At 66.5% G+C, this 14,424-nt stretch carries 14 protein-coding genes; 7 read left to right on the top strand and 7 right to left on the bottom strand.

Features of this window, described 5'->3' with window-relative positions; all coding sequences use genetic code 11:
* The first annotated feature begins 14 nt into the window (after window positions 1-14).
* Together HPC46_RS20445 and HPC46_RS20440 are read left to right on the top strand one after the other, a co-directional pair.
* Window positions 15-716, top strand: a complete 702-nt coding sequence (locus tag HPC46_RS20445; protein ID WP_179473255.1) for an IclR family transcriptional regulator — start codon at window positions 15-17, stop codon at window positions 714-716.
* 138 nt (window positions 717-854) lie between these two features.
* Window positions 855-2,486, top strand: a complete 1,632-nt coding sequence (locus tag HPC46_RS20440) for an FAD-dependent oxidoreductase (RefSeq protein WP_179473253.1) — start codon at window positions 855-857, stop codon at window positions 2,484-2,486.
* Window positions 2,487-2,536: 50 nt separating this feature from the next.
* Here the strand turns inward: HPC46_RS20440 and HPC46_RS20435 are convergent, their stop codons facing one another.
* The gene (locus tag HPC46_RS20435) at window positions 2,537-4,063 is read right to left on the bottom strand and encodes an AMP-binding protein (RefSeq protein WP_179473251.1); all 1,527 of its coding nucleotides are present in this window, start codon (window positions 4,061-4,063) and stop codon (window positions 2,537-2,539) included.
* A 72-nt stretch (window positions 4,064-4,135) separates the two neighbouring features.
* On the opposite strand from HPC46_RS20435, the gene HPC46_RS20430 reads away from it, so the two are divergent.
* A complete protein-coding gene (locus tag HPC46_RS20430) occupies window positions 4,136-4,852 on the top strand; it encodes an enoyl-CoA hydratase/isomerase family protein (RefSeq protein ID WP_179473249.1) in 717 nt (238 codons plus the stop codon).
* 8 nt (window positions 4,853-4,860) lie between these two features.
* Here the strand turns inward: HPC46_RS20430 and HPC46_RS20425 are convergent, their stop codons facing one another.
* From HPC46_RS20425 to HPC46_RS20400, 6 genes are read right to left on the bottom strand one after another with little or no spacing between them, the layout of a single operon-like run.
* Window positions 4,861-6,069: a DUF1214 domain-containing protein gene (locus HPC46_RS20425; protein WP_179473247.1), complete on the bottom strand. Its 1,209-nt coding sequence runs from the start codon at window positions 6,067-6,069 to the stop codon at window positions 4,861-4,863.
* A gap of 16 nt (window positions 6,070-6,085) precedes the next feature.
* Complete coding sequence (locus HPC46_RS20420) at window positions 6,086-6,889, bottom strand: sugar phosphate isomerase/epimerase family protein (protein WP_179473244.1); 804 nt, start codon at window positions 6,887-6,889, stop codon at window positions 6,086-6,088.
* Window positions 6,889-8,058, bottom strand: a complete 1,170-nt coding sequence (locus tag HPC46_RS20415) for a sulfotransferase family protein (RefSeq protein WP_179473242.1) — start codon at window positions 8,056-8,058, stop codon at window positions 6,889-6,891. Before HPC46_RS20415 ends, HPC46_RS20420 begins: the two co-directional genes overlap by 1 nt.
* Window positions 8,055-9,182 (bottom strand): LLM class flavin-dependent oxidoreductase, encoded by a 1,128-nt coding sequence (locus HPC46_RS20410; protein ID WP_179473240.1) that lies wholly within the window; start codon window positions 9,180-9,182, stop codon window positions 8,055-8,057. Before HPC46_RS20410 ends, HPC46_RS20415 begins: the two co-directional genes overlap by 4 nt.
* Entirely contained in the window at window positions 9,182-10,000 is an 819-nt protein-coding gene (locus HPC46_RS20405) for a TauD/TfdA dioxygenase family protein (protein ID WP_179473368.1), read from the bottom strand. The genes HPC46_RS20410 and HPC46_RS20405 overlap by 1 nt, the downstream gene beginning before the upstream one ends.
* 41 nt (window positions 10,001-10,041) lie before the next feature.
* A complete protein-coding gene (locus HPC46_RS20400; protein ID WP_179473238.1) occupies window positions 10,042-10,683 on the bottom strand; it encodes a TetR/AcrR family transcriptional regulator in 642 nt (213 codons plus the stop codon).
* A 62-nt stretch (window positions 10,684-10,745) separates the two neighbouring features.
* Between HPC46_RS20400 and HPC46_RS20395 the strand changes: the two genes are divergently transcribed.
* The 4 genes from HPC46_RS20395 to HPC46_RS20380 all read left to right on the top strand — a co-directional run bounded on the left by HPC46_RS20395 (window position 10,746) and on the right by HPC46_RS20380 (window position 14,226).
* Window positions 10,746-11,246 carry a nuclear transport factor 2 family protein gene (locus tag HPC46_RS20395; protein ID WP_179473236.1) on the top strand — a complete coding sequence of 167 codons (501 nt, stop codon included), beginning with the start codon at window positions 10,746-10,748 and terminating at the stop codon, window positions 11,244-11,246.
* Window positions 11,246-12,361 carry an NAD-dependent epimerase/dehydratase family protein gene (locus HPC46_RS20390; RefSeq protein ID WP_179473234.1) on the top strand — a complete coding sequence of 372 codons (1,116 nt, stop codon included), beginning with the start codon at window positions 11,246-11,248 and terminating at the stop codon, window positions 12,359-12,361. Before HPC46_RS20395 ends, HPC46_RS20390 begins: the two co-directional genes overlap by 1 nt.
* A gap of 93 nt (window positions 12,362-12,454) precedes the next feature.
* Window positions 12,455-13,264: an SDR family NAD(P)-dependent oxidoreductase gene (locus tag HPC46_RS20385; protein ID WP_179473232.1), complete on the top strand. Its 810-nt coding sequence runs from the start codon at window positions 12,455-12,457 to the stop codon at window positions 13,262-13,264.
* Window positions 13,261-14,226 carry a phosphotransferase family protein gene (locus HPC46_RS20380; RefSeq protein ID WP_179473366.1) on the top strand — a complete coding sequence of 322 codons (966 nt, stop codon included), beginning with the start codon at window positions 13,261-13,263 and terminating at the stop codon, window positions 14,224-14,226. Before HPC46_RS20385 ends, HPC46_RS20380 begins: the two co-directional genes overlap by 4 nt.
* Window positions 14,227-14,424 lie beyond the last annotated feature (198 nt).

Here is a 14,424-nt window from a genome sequence, read left to right as displayed (position 1 = left end):
GCCACGGGGACGACATGACTCAGACACCCACCGAAAGCCCGGTCAGCGCTGCCCCGGGGTCACAGACCCTGGCCCGCGGCCTGCACGCATTGCAGCTGGTCGCGGCCGCGCAGGGCGGACTGACCATCCAGCAGGTCGCCGACCACATCGGGGTGCACCGGACCATTGCCTACCGGCTGCTGAGCACCCTGGCCTCCTACCGGCTGGTGGCCAAGGCCGAGGATGGCCGGTTCCGGGCGGCCGCCGGCCTGGCGGCGCTGGGTGCGTCGTTCGACAACAACGTGCGCGAGCTGTCGTTGCCGACGCTGCGGGGGCTCGCCGACGAACTCGGGACGACGGTGTCGCTGCTGGTCGCCGAGGGTGATCAACAGGTCGCGATCGCCGTGATCGTGCCGACCCGGGTGTCGTATCAGCTGTCGTTCCACGAGGGCAGCCGCTATCCGCTCGACCGTGGCGCGGCCGGTATCGCACTGCTGGCCAGCATGCCGCCGCGGCCCGGCGAGCGCCCGCTGGTGACCCGCGCCCGCGAGCAGGGCTGGATCATCACCTACGGCGAGGTCGAGCCCAACACCTACGGTCTTGCGGTCCCGGTTCACCGGCCCCCCAACTCGCCACACACCTGCATCAACGTGATCTCGCACCGCGAAGACGTCGTGCTGCACGGCCGGGAAGCGGCCATCACGGCGGCCCAACGGCTTTCGGCAGTGCTCAGTTAAGCGAGGCGCTGAACTGGGCAAATGCCGGTTCGGGCGCTTGACACCGCATGAGCGACGTCATTAGCGTGACAACAACGAACACCCGCGTTCGATAAGTGCACACGCCAATACCCGTGTGCGGCAATAGGAGTGAAGGCGATGGCGCACACGTGGGACTCAGGCCCATTCGGCCCACCTACGTGGGACCAGGAAGCCGACGTCGTGGTGCTCGGCACCGGCGCGGCCGGCCTGACGGCGGCACTGGTCGCCAGTGCCGAGGGCGCGTCGGTGGCGGTGTTCGAGAAAGCCTCGACGGTCGGCGGCACCACCGCGGTATCGGGCGGCATCGCATGGATTCCCGCACACAACCGGGCCGCGGCCGGCGAGCTGACCGTCGACGATGCACTGAAATACCTTGAGGCCCAATCGCTGGGTGTCATGGACCGTGAATTGGTCGAGACGTTCGTGCGCACCGGCCCGGAAATGCTGGACTACATCGAGGCACACAGTGCACTGCAGTTCGAGGTCGCCGAGGGCTTCCCCGACTACAAGCCGGAGCTTCCGGGTGGACAGCCCGGCGGCGGGCGGTCGTTGAACGCCAAGCCGTTCGACCTAGCCACGATCGGCGAATGGGCTTCGCGCATAACGTCATTCCCCATCGATTTCAGCAATGTCGGCATCGACGCCGAGACCCGGGCCCGCATCCACGCCGCCGTCGACGATATGGACGGCGACTACTGCGTCGCCGGTACCGCACTGATCGCCGGCCTGCTCAAGGGGCTGCTGGACCTCGGCGTCACCCCGGTGACCGACGCCCGTGCCGTCGAGCTGGTCGGTTCGGCATCGGGTATCGCCGGAGTACGAATTGCGCTGGGCGACAAGGAGATACTGGTCAAAGCCAACAAGGCGGTGATCCTCGGCACCGGCGGGTTCGAGTGGGATGAGCGCCTGGTCGAGGCCTATCTGCGCGGGCCGTTACGCGGCCCGGTGTCGCCGCCGAACAACACCGGTGACGGCCTGCGGATGGCGATGGCACACGGCGCCGACCTGGCCAACATGGGTGAGGCGTGGTGGGTGCCCGTCATCCAGATCCCCGGTGACACCTTGGGCGGCAAACCACGCAGCCGCAGTGTGCGTCTGGAGCGCACCCGGCCGCGCAGCATCATCGTCAACCGGGCCGGAAAGCGCTTCCTCAACGAGGCCGGCGAGTACAACTCGATGTCCGGTCCGTTCCACCAGCTCGACCCCCGGTTCGGATACGTCAACGATCCGGCCTGGATCGTGTTCGACGACCAGCACCTCAAGCGGTACGGCTTCCTCGGCGTCGAACCCGGCGGCGAGGCACCCGACTGGTTCAACAAGTCGACGACGCTGGCCGAGCTGGAGGAGAAGACCGGCATCGACGCCGACGGCCTGGCCGCCACCTTGGCCGCATGGAACGACAACGTCGCAAATGAGGTCGACCCTGAATTCGGCCGTGGTGCAAGCGCATACGACGGCTACTGGGGTGACAACTCGGCGGCCACACCCGCACTGCAGACCCTCGGCCCGCTGGACACCGCACCGTACTACGCCGTGCCGGTCGGCATCGGCGCCATGGGCACCAAGGGCGGCCCGCGGACCGACCGTGACGGCCGGGTGCTGCACGTCAGCGGTAAGCCGATCCCCGGATTGTTCGCCGCCGGCAACGCGATGGCGGGCGTGACCGGACGGGCCTACGGCGGGGCCGGCGGAACGTTGGGCCCTGCCATGGTGTTCGGCTACCGGGCGGGCCTGGCCGCCGCTCGTTGATCCAGAACTGAGGGCGAGCTTTCGGCCGAAAGTTCGCTCTGAGTTCTGAATCAACGCAAGTTGTTGCGCACCAAGTACTTCTGCACCTTGCCGCTGGCGGTGCGCGGATAGTCGGCCACCTCGTGCAACTCCTCGGGCCACTTCTGCCGTGCCGCCCCGCAACTCTCGAAGTGGGCACGCACCTCCGCAAGGCTCGGCATGCTGTGCCCCTCCTTGATGCGCAGCACCGCGGCAGTGTGCTCGCCGAGGCGAGCGTCGGGGGCAGCCACCACCACCGCTTCGGCCACCGCGGGCATGCTCAGCAACAGCTCCTCGACTTCGAGTGCGCTGATGTTCTCCCCACCGCGGATGATGACGTCGGCCTTGCGGTCGGTGATGGTCAGGTACCCGTCTTCGTCGAGGACACCGATGTCACCGGTGTGGTACCAGCCCTCGTCGTCGAAGGACTTCGCCGTCAGCGCGTCGTCGGTGTAGCCCAGGCACAGATCCGGTCCACGGGAGAGGATCTCGCCGTCTTCCGTGAGCCGCACCTCGACGCCGGGCCGGGCGTCCCCGTCGGTCAGCAGCCGCTTGTCCTCGGGAGCATCAGGCCGGGATCCGGTGATCGAGGGGTGTTCGGTGCTGCCATACGACCGGAAGACGTGCACCCCCCGATCGGCCAGTCGCCGGGTCACCGCGGCCGGCACCGTCGACCCACCCAGCCCGACATGCTTGATCCGGCTCATGTGCGACTCGGTGAACTGGGGATGGTCGAGCAGGCTGGTGACGAAGTACGGTGGGCCGCCGCCGATCGACATCCCCTCGGACTCCATCAATTCCAGCACTCGGCTGGGATCCCAGACGTCGGTCAGGTCAATGGGCGCACCCTCGAGAACGGGAATCAGGAAGGCCCCGACCATGCCGATGAAGTGGCCGACAGGAGTGGCAGTGATCTGCCTGCCGCGGTCGGGCGCGTAGTTCTCCAGCAGCTGGCGGGTTTCGAAGCCGAGCGTCTGGTGACTGTGGATCACGCCCTTGGGATCGCGGGTTGTCCCGGAGGTGAACGCGATGAGCGCCGGACCGGCCGGGTCGGTATGCAACTCACCGACCATCGGCTCGTCGGCCAGGAGCTCATCGAAATCCTTGCCGACCAGCCCCACGATCGGGACATCGGCGCACAGATCCGGCTGAAACATCATGTGGCCGAAGCTCTCGGTGCTGATGAAGACCTTGGGCCGCGCCGTGCCGATGATGTGGGTGAGCTCCTTGCGCCCGTAGAAGTGCACGATCGGCACGACGACGGCGCCCAGGAACGACGATGCCCAGAACGTCACCGCCGCCTCGACCCAGTTCGGTAGTTGGAAGGCGATCACGTCGCCGGGCCCTACCCCGCGCGCCCACAGCCCAGCTGCCAGCCGGCGCGCTTGGATCTCCACGTCGCGGAACGTTCCGCTGAACGGCCGCACCGCGGAGTGCACCCAGAAACCCGTATCGGGGCTGGCCGCGAGCCCGCGGGCGAGAAGCTCACCGAGGGTGTCCGGCGTCCACCAGCCCTCCTCGATGTAGCGTTTGCTCAGCTCAACCGGGATATTCCTCAACTGCAGCACCTCCGACTGGCGATGCTATTCTCCGTCATCGAGAATGCCAATACCGAAATTGGAGAACGAATTATGGTCGACCTGGAGTGGAGCGACGGGCTCGTGGTCCTCACGATCGATCGGCCGCATGCCCGCAACGCGATCGCGCTGTCGACCATGGGCGAGCTCGAAGAAGCCCTCGACGCCGCGGCCGGGGCGCAGGCCATGGTCATCCGCGGCGGCGGGGATCGGGCCTTCGTCTCCGGTGGCGACCTCAAGGAACTCAGCGCACTGCGCACCATCGAGGAGGCCGCCGCGATGGCGTCCCGGATGCGTGCCATCTGTGACCGCATCGCCGGCTTCCCCGCCCCCGTGATCGCCGCACTCAACGGTCATGCCCTCGGTGGCGGCGCCGAAGTCGCCGTGGCCGCCGACATCCGGGTGGCCGCCGACGACATCAAGATCGGTTTCAACCAGGTGTCCCTGGAGATCATGCCGGCCTGGGGTGGCGCCGAGCGGCTGGCCGCACTGGTCGGCAAGAGCAAGGCCTTGCTGCTCGCGGGATCCGGCACGGTTCTCACCGCGGGAGAGGCCGAACACTGGGGTCTGATCGACCGGGTCGTCTCCCGTGCCTCGTTCGACGACGAATGGCGCACGCTGGCAAGGTCGTTGGCGAACCGATCGGCCGGGCCGATCAAGAAGGTGATCGCCGGCGTGACGCCCACCGAGGCCATCAACGCGTTCGCCGAACTCTGGGTGTCCGATGAACACTGGGCCGCGGCCGATCGAGTGATGAACCGCTCCAAGTAAAGCCCGCATCACAGCGGGAACCTGCCGCGCACCCCGTTGAAACGGGCCCACAGCTGCTCGGCGCGCTCAGAGCTGGTGACCCGCTTGGTATCCGGCGGTAACGCACCGTCGAGCTCGCCCCGCTTCACCAGCCGGGTGCTCAACACGGCGGGCTGCCCGTCGAGCATGTGCCGGTAGGTGAGGTTGCCGCGTTCGAAGCCCTGGGTGTCCAGCCAATTGTGCACGCCCGGGTCGTCGTGGGCCAGAACCAAACGAATCTTGCCGTCGTTGTCGGTCGACGTCCGGCTCGGTGTGTAGCTCACCGGGCGGTACAGGAAGTCCATACTGGTGAAGAACGCCCCCATGTTGGTGACCATCCACAGCCCCTCGTGCGCCTCGAATTCGACGATGAGCGCGTCGTCAGGCCCGAGTTTCCAATACATGTTCGCCGCCGTCCGGCCGCGCTTGCTGTCCGCGTCAGTGGCGCCCGTCGCCGGAAAGCGATTCGGCTGCTCGCTGTCGACACCACCGTAGGTGAACGGGAATTCGGGCCAGCTGGTCATCAATCCGGTGACGAAGTCCCCCGCCCAACCCATGGCGTCGATCATGTCCGCAGCCCTCGGGACCGGCTTGGGTGTGTCCATGTCGACGCGCTCGATGCGCAACTGCCAGGGCCGCTCGTCCCAGTGATCGAAGCCCTGGCGGATGAACAGCTTGCGCGACTCGGCAGTCGTCGGCAGCCAGTTCGGGCCCCGCTCGGCTCCGCCGATGTAGAGCTCGAACGTGCCGTCGGGTTCGACGTGGAGTTGATGGCCGAAGACGTTGGCCTCCGGAACGTCACCGAACGGCTCGTGCAGGACCTGTGGACCGCTCGGCCGGGCACCTTGCACAGTCACATTGAAAAATGATGCGGTTCCCTGTGTTCCGGCCATGCGGTACGTCGACTCGCCGTCGATCCAGGCTTGCTGGTAGGTGAAATCCGCGCAATCGCCACCCAGCTTGCGGGCCGGATTGCAGAAGGCGTGGATGGTGGGATAACGCGGATCGCGGGTCTCGAGCGCCAGATCGAAGGCCTGGCCCAGGTTTTGGGTGAGAAAGCGGAAGGCGTCGGTGCGCTGCAGATCCGATGTCGCGTTCAGGTCCTTGAACGCGTGCCGGCCCGCAGCCTTGAGCCGATCGCAGAACTCGCTCCACGCGGCATCCAACGCCGCGTCGTCCGCACCGTCGCCGAACGCCACAGGTCTCCTCCTGCTCTCAGCCGCCGAGCCGATCGAGCATTGCACCCACCACCTCGCAACCCCGCCGGGCCGCCGCCAATCTCCCTTCCGCGTCGATGCGTGGCCCCAGTAGCTCCAGGTCGAAACCGAACTGATAGCCGTCAGCCAATGCCTGGGCCACAAAGGTTTCGACCGGAATCGCACCGTCGCCGGGCACCGCCCGCGCCGGCAATGCGCGATCGCCCAGGACATAGTCACTCAACTGGATGAGTCGTGTCCGCGGAAGCGCGGATCTGAGCAGGTCCGTGAGATCGGCCTCGGCCCAGCAGTGAAACAGGTCGACACAGATGTCCAGTCCGGCCGCGTCGGCAAGGGTGATCGTATCGCGCAGGCTGTGCGCGATATGAAGGTCGGCGTACAGGCTGGACGCGTTCTCGATGGCCAGGCTGACTCCGGCCTGGGACGCCTCGCGCACACAGGGCTCGATTGCCCTGCTGAACCGTTCGGCCGCCTGCTGCCAGCTGAATTCGCCGCGGCCCCCGGTGAGCATGTAGATACACGTTGCCCCGCTGTCGGCGGCGGCCTCGATCAAGCGCGACAGCGCGGTGCGGGCAGCATTGACCGACGCCTCGTCGACCGGCACCCGACCGGAGGAGAACACGTGGCAGATCGCGTGGATCAGATACTCGCCGCCGTCGAGCATGCGCCGGAATTCGGGTTCGAGGAACTGGGTATCGATCGCGCTGAGGCGCCGCACACCCAACGCCGCCCAATTGCGCTGTAATTCGGCCGGACTCGCACCAAAGAACGTGACGTCGTGCACCGATACGCGCTCGTGCATCAGTCCCGCTTTTCGATCCGCACCCCGAAGCGCTCCCGGAACGGAGCGAATTCGGCGTGCAGATCATCGAGGTTCTCGCCGATACCGGTCAGCAGCGAGGTCGAGTAGTGAAATTTCCCGTACCGATCCCCGCGGTTGTTGGCCAGGTAGTCCCGCATCGCCGCGCCGGCCTCCCCGGTCAGCGTGCGCCCGCAGAAGGCGTAGTAGGCCCGCACGGTTCCGATCGGGTCGGCGATGAAATCGGTGTACGGGATGTGCATGATGCGGGGATCGTCCACCATCGGTGACGTCATCGTGTTGGTAATGCTGGCTCTGGTCATCTCGAGATGCTTCTTCGCCTCGACGTGCAGATCGACCGGTCCGACGATGCCGTCGAGGATGTCGGCCATCATCATCGTCCGCGACGCCGCGACCTGTACCGGGTCACGATGCAGCCACAGCAGGTTCGCGTCGGGATAGGTGCCGAAGAACGCCTCCAGGCGAAATCCGTGGAACCCCTTCAACACCCAGTACTTGGCCTCCCGTTTGTACTGGAACTGTTGCAGCATCGCCTTGTGGATGCGGTATTGCGCAGCGGGATCCGTCGGCAGCCCACCCACCAGCGTTTGCATCGGCACCCGCCACCACGCAGTGGGGGTCATCACCCGAAAGTCGAAGGCCCACGTGCGTTCGTCTTCGGGCAGTCCGTCACCGAGCATGTCGTTGTACGGATGGCTGTGCAGCCACTTGGGCATCTTGGCGTTGATCTCGCGCCAGTCGGCGTCGGCCGCGGCGCGGCGCGGATCGTCCGGCCCGGCCAGGCCGGGCGGCGGCGAGGGGTACATCACCTCCCAGAACCGCAACGCCCGCGCGTGTGGATCGACCGACATCAGCGCGTGCATGAGCGTGGTACCCGAGCGTGGTTCGCCGGTCACGAACATCGGCCGCTCGATCACCTCATCGGCGATCGGGAAGCGGGTCCGGTCGGCGAAGAGTTCCAAGCGCGAGGTGAGCAGCCAATGGCACACCCGGTCGGCTTGGGTAATTCCGTTGGCGTCCAGCCCGATACCGTTGAGGTGGTCGACCGCCTGCGCGAACCGCTCAGGCAGAGTCGGGTCACCGAAGTCGTCGCAGCCGGTCGAGGCCTTCGCGCGGGCCAGCAGGTCGGCGGCATCCAGTCCGGCCGTCACGACGATTCTCCACACAGTCTCAGCAATTCGTCTTCCGTCCTTCGCACGTTGGCCACCGACACCGCACCGAATTCCAGTCCGGCCATCGGGCTGTAGTCGAGGATCTTGGGAACCCGCAGTCCGGCATCGACGTACGCCTTGATGGCCCGCGCCACCTCGGTCGGCGTGCCGTGCGGCACGAGAGCCAAGATCGCCTCGGGGTCGACTCGACCGAGGAAGTCGAGGATGCGCTCCCGGGTGATGGTCGCGGGGTTGATGTCGTGGAACCCACCCCAGTCGTCACCCATCGGGTGGTCAAAACCGAAGCGGCGCAGGACCTCAGCCGACACTTGGAGCAGAAAACTCGCCACCAGTGGCGCATGGACGATCCGCTCGATCGCGGCGTCGTCCGCACCGATCAGGCACACCTGAACGAAACATGGGGTGATCGCCATCGGATCACGGCCGGCCCGTTCGGCCGACGTACGCACCGCGCCGAGCATCTCCGCGTAGTGGTCGGGAGACCACGCGCCGGCCGGCCACCAGCCGTCGGCATAGCGCCCGACGATCTCCAGCATCCGGGGTCCGCTGGCGCCGATCCAGATCGGCGGGAATCGCCCCTCGTAGGGTTCGGTGTCCAGCCGCGCGTGCTCCAGCCGGTAGAACTCGCCTGCGAAATCGACCGGGTCTTCGTTATCCCACAGCAGGCGAATGACTTTGAGCGCCTCCTCGAAACGGCTCACCGGCCTGGCAAACTCGAACCCGTACGGGACGATGTTCTCGGCCTCGCCGCTGCCGAGGCCGAGAATGAACCGGCCGCGGGACAGGTGGTCGACCGTCAGCGCGCTCTGTGCGAGCAGGGCCGGATGGCGACGAACGGTGTCGACCACGCTGGTCGCCAATGGCACCTTCGATGTGAGCGCAGCCGCGGCCGCAGCGACCGCCATACCGTCGAGATGGCGATGCGGCGACCGCGATACCGTTGCCAGGTCGGTGAATTCCGGCGTCCACAGGGCATCCGGCCAAAAGCTCACCATATGATCGGGCAGCCAGACCGAGTGGTACCGGCCGCTGTCCAGATCCGGCAGACACGACAGGTCCAGCGGAAGGGTCGTGCGCAGGAACGCGGCGGGCTTGACGTCCATCAGGCGAACGGCTCCTCGCCTTCCAGCTTGGTGCGGTGCAGCAGCCTGCCGGACGCCGGATCGTAGGGCGTGGCGCGGTGCATGGTTCCGGTGTTGTCCCAGATCACCAAGTCGCCGACCGACCAGTGGTGCCGGTACACGAACTCGGGCCGGGTGGCCCAATCCCGCAAGCGGACAAGGAGTTCGGCACTCTTTCGGAAATCCATGTCGACTACGTGGCGAGCCGTGCATCCCAGCACCAGTGACTTGCGCCCGGAGCGATGGGTCCACACCAGCGGCAGTTCGCGGTCGCCGATCGCCATCATCGTCCGCAGTGTCTCGAGGCGCGGTTCGGGTTCGTAGTAGAAGAGCGTGTTCCACGCGGAGTGGATCACCCGCAGCGACTCGAGCGCCTGTTTGTCCGCATCCTCGAGCGCATCGTAGGCCGCATAGGTATTGGCGAACTCGGTGTCACCGCTGCCGTCCGGGCAGACGACCTTGCTGGTCAGCAGCGAAGCCCGGATCGGCACGTCGTTCATGGTTCCGTCGATATGCCAATAGAGCGACCCTTTGAGGTAGTCGGCCAGCTGGTTGATCTTCGTGTCCAGCGTGACGGAGTAAACCTGTTCACCGGTGCGTTCGGCGGCGAATGTGCCCAGGGTCTTGGTGAATTCGACCTGCTCGGAATCACTGAAGCCGATCCGCGGGAACACCAGCACCCCACGCCGTTCCAGCAGGTCGCGCAACGCTTCGGCATGGACGCCGGACAGCAGTTCGTTCTTGGTCGCGAAGACCTCGGAGGCGATGTCGGGTTTGACGTCGGCCACCGACAGGGTCATTGCCACGCGGTAACTATACCCCGACGTAAAGTTTTCCGGAACTAGCGGCTGAGCACTCCCCGCAGGAAGAGATCGACCGCGTGCAGGAGCCGACGGCGCTCCTCCTTGCGACTGCGGTAGAGGCCGAAATCGGCCAGGCGGGCAGGCAAGATCTCGACCATGGCCAGAAAGTGCTCGGCCGTCAGTTCGACGTCGTCGACCTCGATGGTGCCTGCCTCGACATGGCGTGCAAGCAGGTTCATCACCTGCTGCTGGCGGCTCGCCCAGCCGAGCGACTCGGCGCTGAGTTTGAACTCGGGAAATCGGTGCGCTTCGTTGCGGGCGATCTTGTGCAATTGGACAATGTCGGGGTTCAGCGCATGCCGAAGTGCGCCCTCGCCGACGGCCACCAGAGCGGTCCGCAGATCTTCGTCCTGCGCGGTGTCGGGCGTATCGACCTGCACAGCCCGGCTGAATGCCCACGGAATGACGTCGAGGAAGACTGCCCGCTTGTCGGGGTAACGGGCGTAGAGCGTGGGTTTGGTGATCCCGGCGGCTTCGGCGATCGCGACCATCGTCGTCGCGTCGTAGCCGTTCTCCAGGAAAGTCTTGACCGCCGCCTCCCTCAGGCGTTGGTGCAGCGCCGCCGCCTCGGCCTGCGTGGGCCGACCACCGCGGCGCTCCGGAGACGATGCCTTCACCATCCGGACGAGTTTAATCGGGTTGCTCAGTGTCCCAAAGGGAGACCGTTCGCTAGCCTGTTGCGATGACCGATGCGGGTGACTGGCCGGATATCGAAGCGATCAAACAACTGAAGGCCCGGTACTGCCGCCTGCTCGACACCAAGGACTGGGCCGGCTGGCGCCAGATCTTCACCGACGACTTCGTCAGTGACACCACTCCGTCCGGCGGTGTGCGCATCACCGGCGCCGACAACATGATCGAGTTCATCAAGAAGACCCTCGGCAAACCGTCGCAGCCAACGGTTCACCAGGTGCACGCGCCAGAGATCGCATTGACGTCGCCGACCACCGCGACGGGCATCTGGGCACTCAACGACGTTGTGCGGCTGGCTCCCGGGGTCAACCTGCAAGGCTACGGCCACTACCACGAGACCTACGAGAAGACCGACGGGCAGTGGCGGATCAAGACATCCACGCTGACCCGTCTTCGCGAAGACGTCTTCAATCCCTTTTTCTCCCTCCGTATTTCACCACGCCTACGGGACGCGGCGGCGGGCCTGGCGCGAAAGCGAGGCATGATCTGATGTCGCAGCACACAGTCCTGGTCACCGGAGCATTCGGTCAAGTCGGCTCACGCTGCGCCGAGATCCTGTTACAACGCGGGCATACCGTCATCGCAACCGATCTGGAGACGCCGGCATCCACGGCCGTCGCGGCGCGGCTCGCGGACGCCGGCCACCCCGGAACCCTGCTGACCGTCTATGCCGACCTGCTCGATGGCGATGCGGTGGCCCGGCTGCTCACCGAGCACCCGCCGACCGCCATCGTGCATCTGGCTGCCATGCTCGCTCCGGCGTCATACCGCAATCCGAAGCTCGCCCGCAGGATCAACGTCGGCGGCACCACGGCCCTGGTCAAGGCCGCCGCCGCATTGCCGGCGCCGCCGACCATGTTGATGGCATCGAGCGCGTCCGTGTACGGCTCACGCAATCCCTATCGTCATCCCGAGCTGATCACCCCGCAGACACCGGTGAACCCGATCGACCAGTACGGCGAGGACAAGGTGCTCGCCGAGAAGGTGATCACCGATAGCGGATTGCCCTACGCGATGCTGCGTCTGGCCGGCGTGATCTCCCCGGACGCCGCCGGCTCGATGAACACTGACTACCTGGTGTTGATGCGGGCGACCCCGGGCGACAACCGGCTGCACACCGTCGATGCCCGCGATGTCGCACTGGCCTTCGCCAACGGGGTCGAGCGCGCCAAGGCCGTCGCCGGCAAGGTATTGCTCATCGGCGGTGACGATAGCCATGTGCACACCCATCGCGACGTGGAGGACGACATGATGTCGGCGATGGGGCTGGGCCGGCTCGGACCGACGGCGAGCCTGCCGGGCGACCCCGACGACGATCGGGGCTGGAGTTTCACCGGCTGGTATGACACCACGGAATCGCAAGCGCTGCTTGACTTTCAAGTGCACAGCTGGCCCGAGACCGTGGCCTGGGTGGCCGGGGCGCAGAACGGTGCGTTGAAGACCGTGCTCGGGCTGGCAGGCCCGTTGATCAGGCCGGTGATGCGGCTGGCGCTGGCCGGGCAGCGGCGCCACGAAGGCCGCGGACGCTACGCCGATCCGTGGACCTTCATCGCAGGCAAGTACGGCCAGGAGGTGCTGGCCGGCACTGCCGACCGTCAGCAGTAGCGCTCGCGGCACCAAATCCCCGATGCCCATTCGGCTTTGCAGTGCCGAACGGCAGGGTAACGTGATTCTCGCTTTCGGGGAACCGGTTCTCGCATGTGGTGGAAGGAGCCGACTGACGTGCCCGGACGGTGTGCGGACAAGGTGGCATTGGTGACCGGCAGCAGCCGGGGCCTCGGCAAGGCGATCGCCCAGCGGCTCGCGCGCGAGGGAGCCACGGTGGTACTGACCGCCCGCACCGCGGAACCCGATCCGAAGTACGACGGCTCTCTGATGCAGACCAAGGCAGAGATCGAAAGTGCCGGAGGCACCGCGATCGCCATCGCGGCCGACCTGTCCAGCGTCGACGACCGCGAGCGGCTGTTCGCCGAAGCGTCGGCACAGGTGGGGTCCCCTGACATCGTGGTCAACAACGCCGCCGTGACGTTTCTGCGCCCGCTGGAGGACTTTCCGGACCGTCGGGTGCGTCTGATGTTGGAGATGCACGTGGTTGCGCCACTACATCTGACCCAGCTCGCCATTCCGGCGATGCGCGAGCGCGGGCGCGGGTGGGTGCTCAACCTGACGTCGGTGGGTGGGGATCTACCCGCCGGTCCGCCCTTCTCCGAGTTCGACCGCACCGCCGGGTTCGGGATCTACGGCACGGTGAAGGCGGCGATGAACCGGATGACGAAAAGCCTTGCCGCCGAACTGTACGACGACGGCATCGCGGTCAATGCCGCGGCTCCGACCAACCCCGTCGCGACGCCGGGCGCCGGCACGCTGGATCTGGCCAAGACTGACACCGAGGACATCGAGCTGATCACCCGGACCGCGCTGGAGCTGTGCACGGGCGACCCGGCGACACTGACCGGCCGCATCGCGCATACCCAGACATTCCTGCGCGAGATCGGCGCGCTGCCCTGACCACCGAGTTACTCGAAGAACTCGCGCTCCGCCTCGCGTCCAACGGCATCTCGGGGCTGCGACCGCTGGCCGGCGGCGCCTCCAGCCTGACGTTCGCCGCAGACCTTGCCGGGCGCCGCATCGTGATCAAAGTCGCCCCGCCCGGCCTGGCGCCGATCGCGCATCGCGATGTGCTGCGGCAGGCCAGGATTGTCCGCGCGCTATCGGCCACCGCGGTCCCGGTACCGGAGATCCTCTTCGAAGACGCCGGCGAACCACCCGACGTGCCACCGCTGTTCGTGATGTCGTTCTCCGCCGGGAGCTCCGTCGAGCCGCTGTTCGACGACGACGACACGGGACCGCCGGCCGTGGTGGCGCAACGATTCCGGGACGCCGCCCGAACGATGGCCGCACTGCACAAGCTCTCCCCCGCCGACCTCGGGCTCAGCGGCGAACCCGTCGTCGCACCGGCCGCTGAGATCGACAAGTGGTGTCGCACCCTGGGCACGGTGGACCCGGAGCTGGCGCCGGGCTGGCGAGACGTCGCCGACACTCTGCGCGAATCCGTCCCGGCGGCAATGGCTCCGGCGATCGTGCACGGCGACTTCCGGCTCGGCAATCTGCTGGCCGGCGAGCGGGGTATCACCGCGGTGATCGACTGGGAGATCTGGTCGCTCGGCGACCCGCGCGTCGACGCGGGCTGGTTCCTGATCAACTCCGATCCTGACACCTACGATCGGATCACGCCCTACCGCGGGACGACACCGCCGGTGACCGAACTCGTCGACGAGTACCGGAACGCGTTGGCACGTCCGATATCTCACCTGGAGTGGTTCCAGGCCCTGGCCTGTTTCAAGTCCACGGCGACCTGGTCGCTGATCGTCAAACACAATCGGCGGCGGACCACACCCGACCCGGCGCTGGAGGCGATGGCGGCTCGGCTGCCGGTCCTGCTCACCAAGGCGCGCGAGTACCTGAACTAGCCGCGCGGGATGCCCGAACCACGAAGTAGTGCAGGGTTTTCCACAGTCTCGGATTCATCCCCAGATTCGCTCCTGTTGCCTCATGTCAAGATGCGCGCGTAGGAGGTTTGACTGCCTCGCGTATGAGTGCGCGTGTGTTGACGCTGTCTCCCGGTTTGCTGGTGGTCAAGATGAGGAGCTGGTTGGTCAATGCGTGAA

It is taken from the genome of Mycolicibacterium vinylchloridicum (assembly GCF_013404075.1).
GTDB lineage: Bacteria > Actinomycetota > Actinomycetes > Mycobacteriales > Mycobacteriaceae > Mycobacterium > Mycobacterium vinylchloridicum.
Note: the sequence above shows the minus strand (reverse complement) of the source record. Positions and strands in the feature narration are given on the sequence as shown.

Coding starts and splice junctions, on each gene's coding strand:
- HPC46_RS20445 (WP_179473255.1), top strand. CDS start 15: ATGACTCAGACACCCACCGAAAGCCCGGTCAGCGCTGCCCCGGGGTCA.
- HPC46_RS20440 (WP_179473253.1), top strand. CDS start 855: ATGGCGCACACGTGGGACTCAGGCCCATTCGGCCCACCTACGTGGGAC.
- HPC46_RS20430 (WP_179473249.1), top strand. CDS start 4,136: ATGGTCGACCTGGAGTGGAGCGACGGGCTCGTGGTCCTCACGATCGAT.
- HPC46_RS20420 (WP_179473244.1), bottom strand. CDS start 6,889: ATGCACGAGCGCGTATCGGTGCACGACGTCACGTTCTTTGGTGCGAGT.
- HPC46_RS20410 (WP_179473240.1), bottom strand. CDS start 9,182: ATGGACGTCAAGCCCGCCGCGTTCCTGCGCACGACCCTTCCGCTGGAC.
- HPC46_RS20405 (WP_179473368.1), bottom strand. CDS start 10,000: ATGACCCTGTCGGTGGCCGACGTCAAACCCGACATCGCCTCCGAGGTC.
- HPC46_RS20400 (WP_179473238.1), bottom strand. CDS start 10,683: ATGGTGAAGGCATCGTCTCCGGAGCGCCGCGGTGGTCGGCCCACGCAG.
- HPC46_RS20395 (WP_179473236.1), top strand. CDS start 10,746: ATGACCGATGCGGGTGACTGGCCGGATATCGAAGCGATCAAACAACTG.
- HPC46_RS20390 (WP_179473234.1), top strand. CDS start 11,246: ATGTCGCAGCACACAGTCCTGGTCACCGGAGCATTCGGTCAAGTCGGC.
- HPC46_RS20385 (WP_179473232.1), top strand. CDS start 12,455: ATGTGGTGGAAGGAGCCGACTGACGTGCCCGGACGGTGTGCGGACAAG.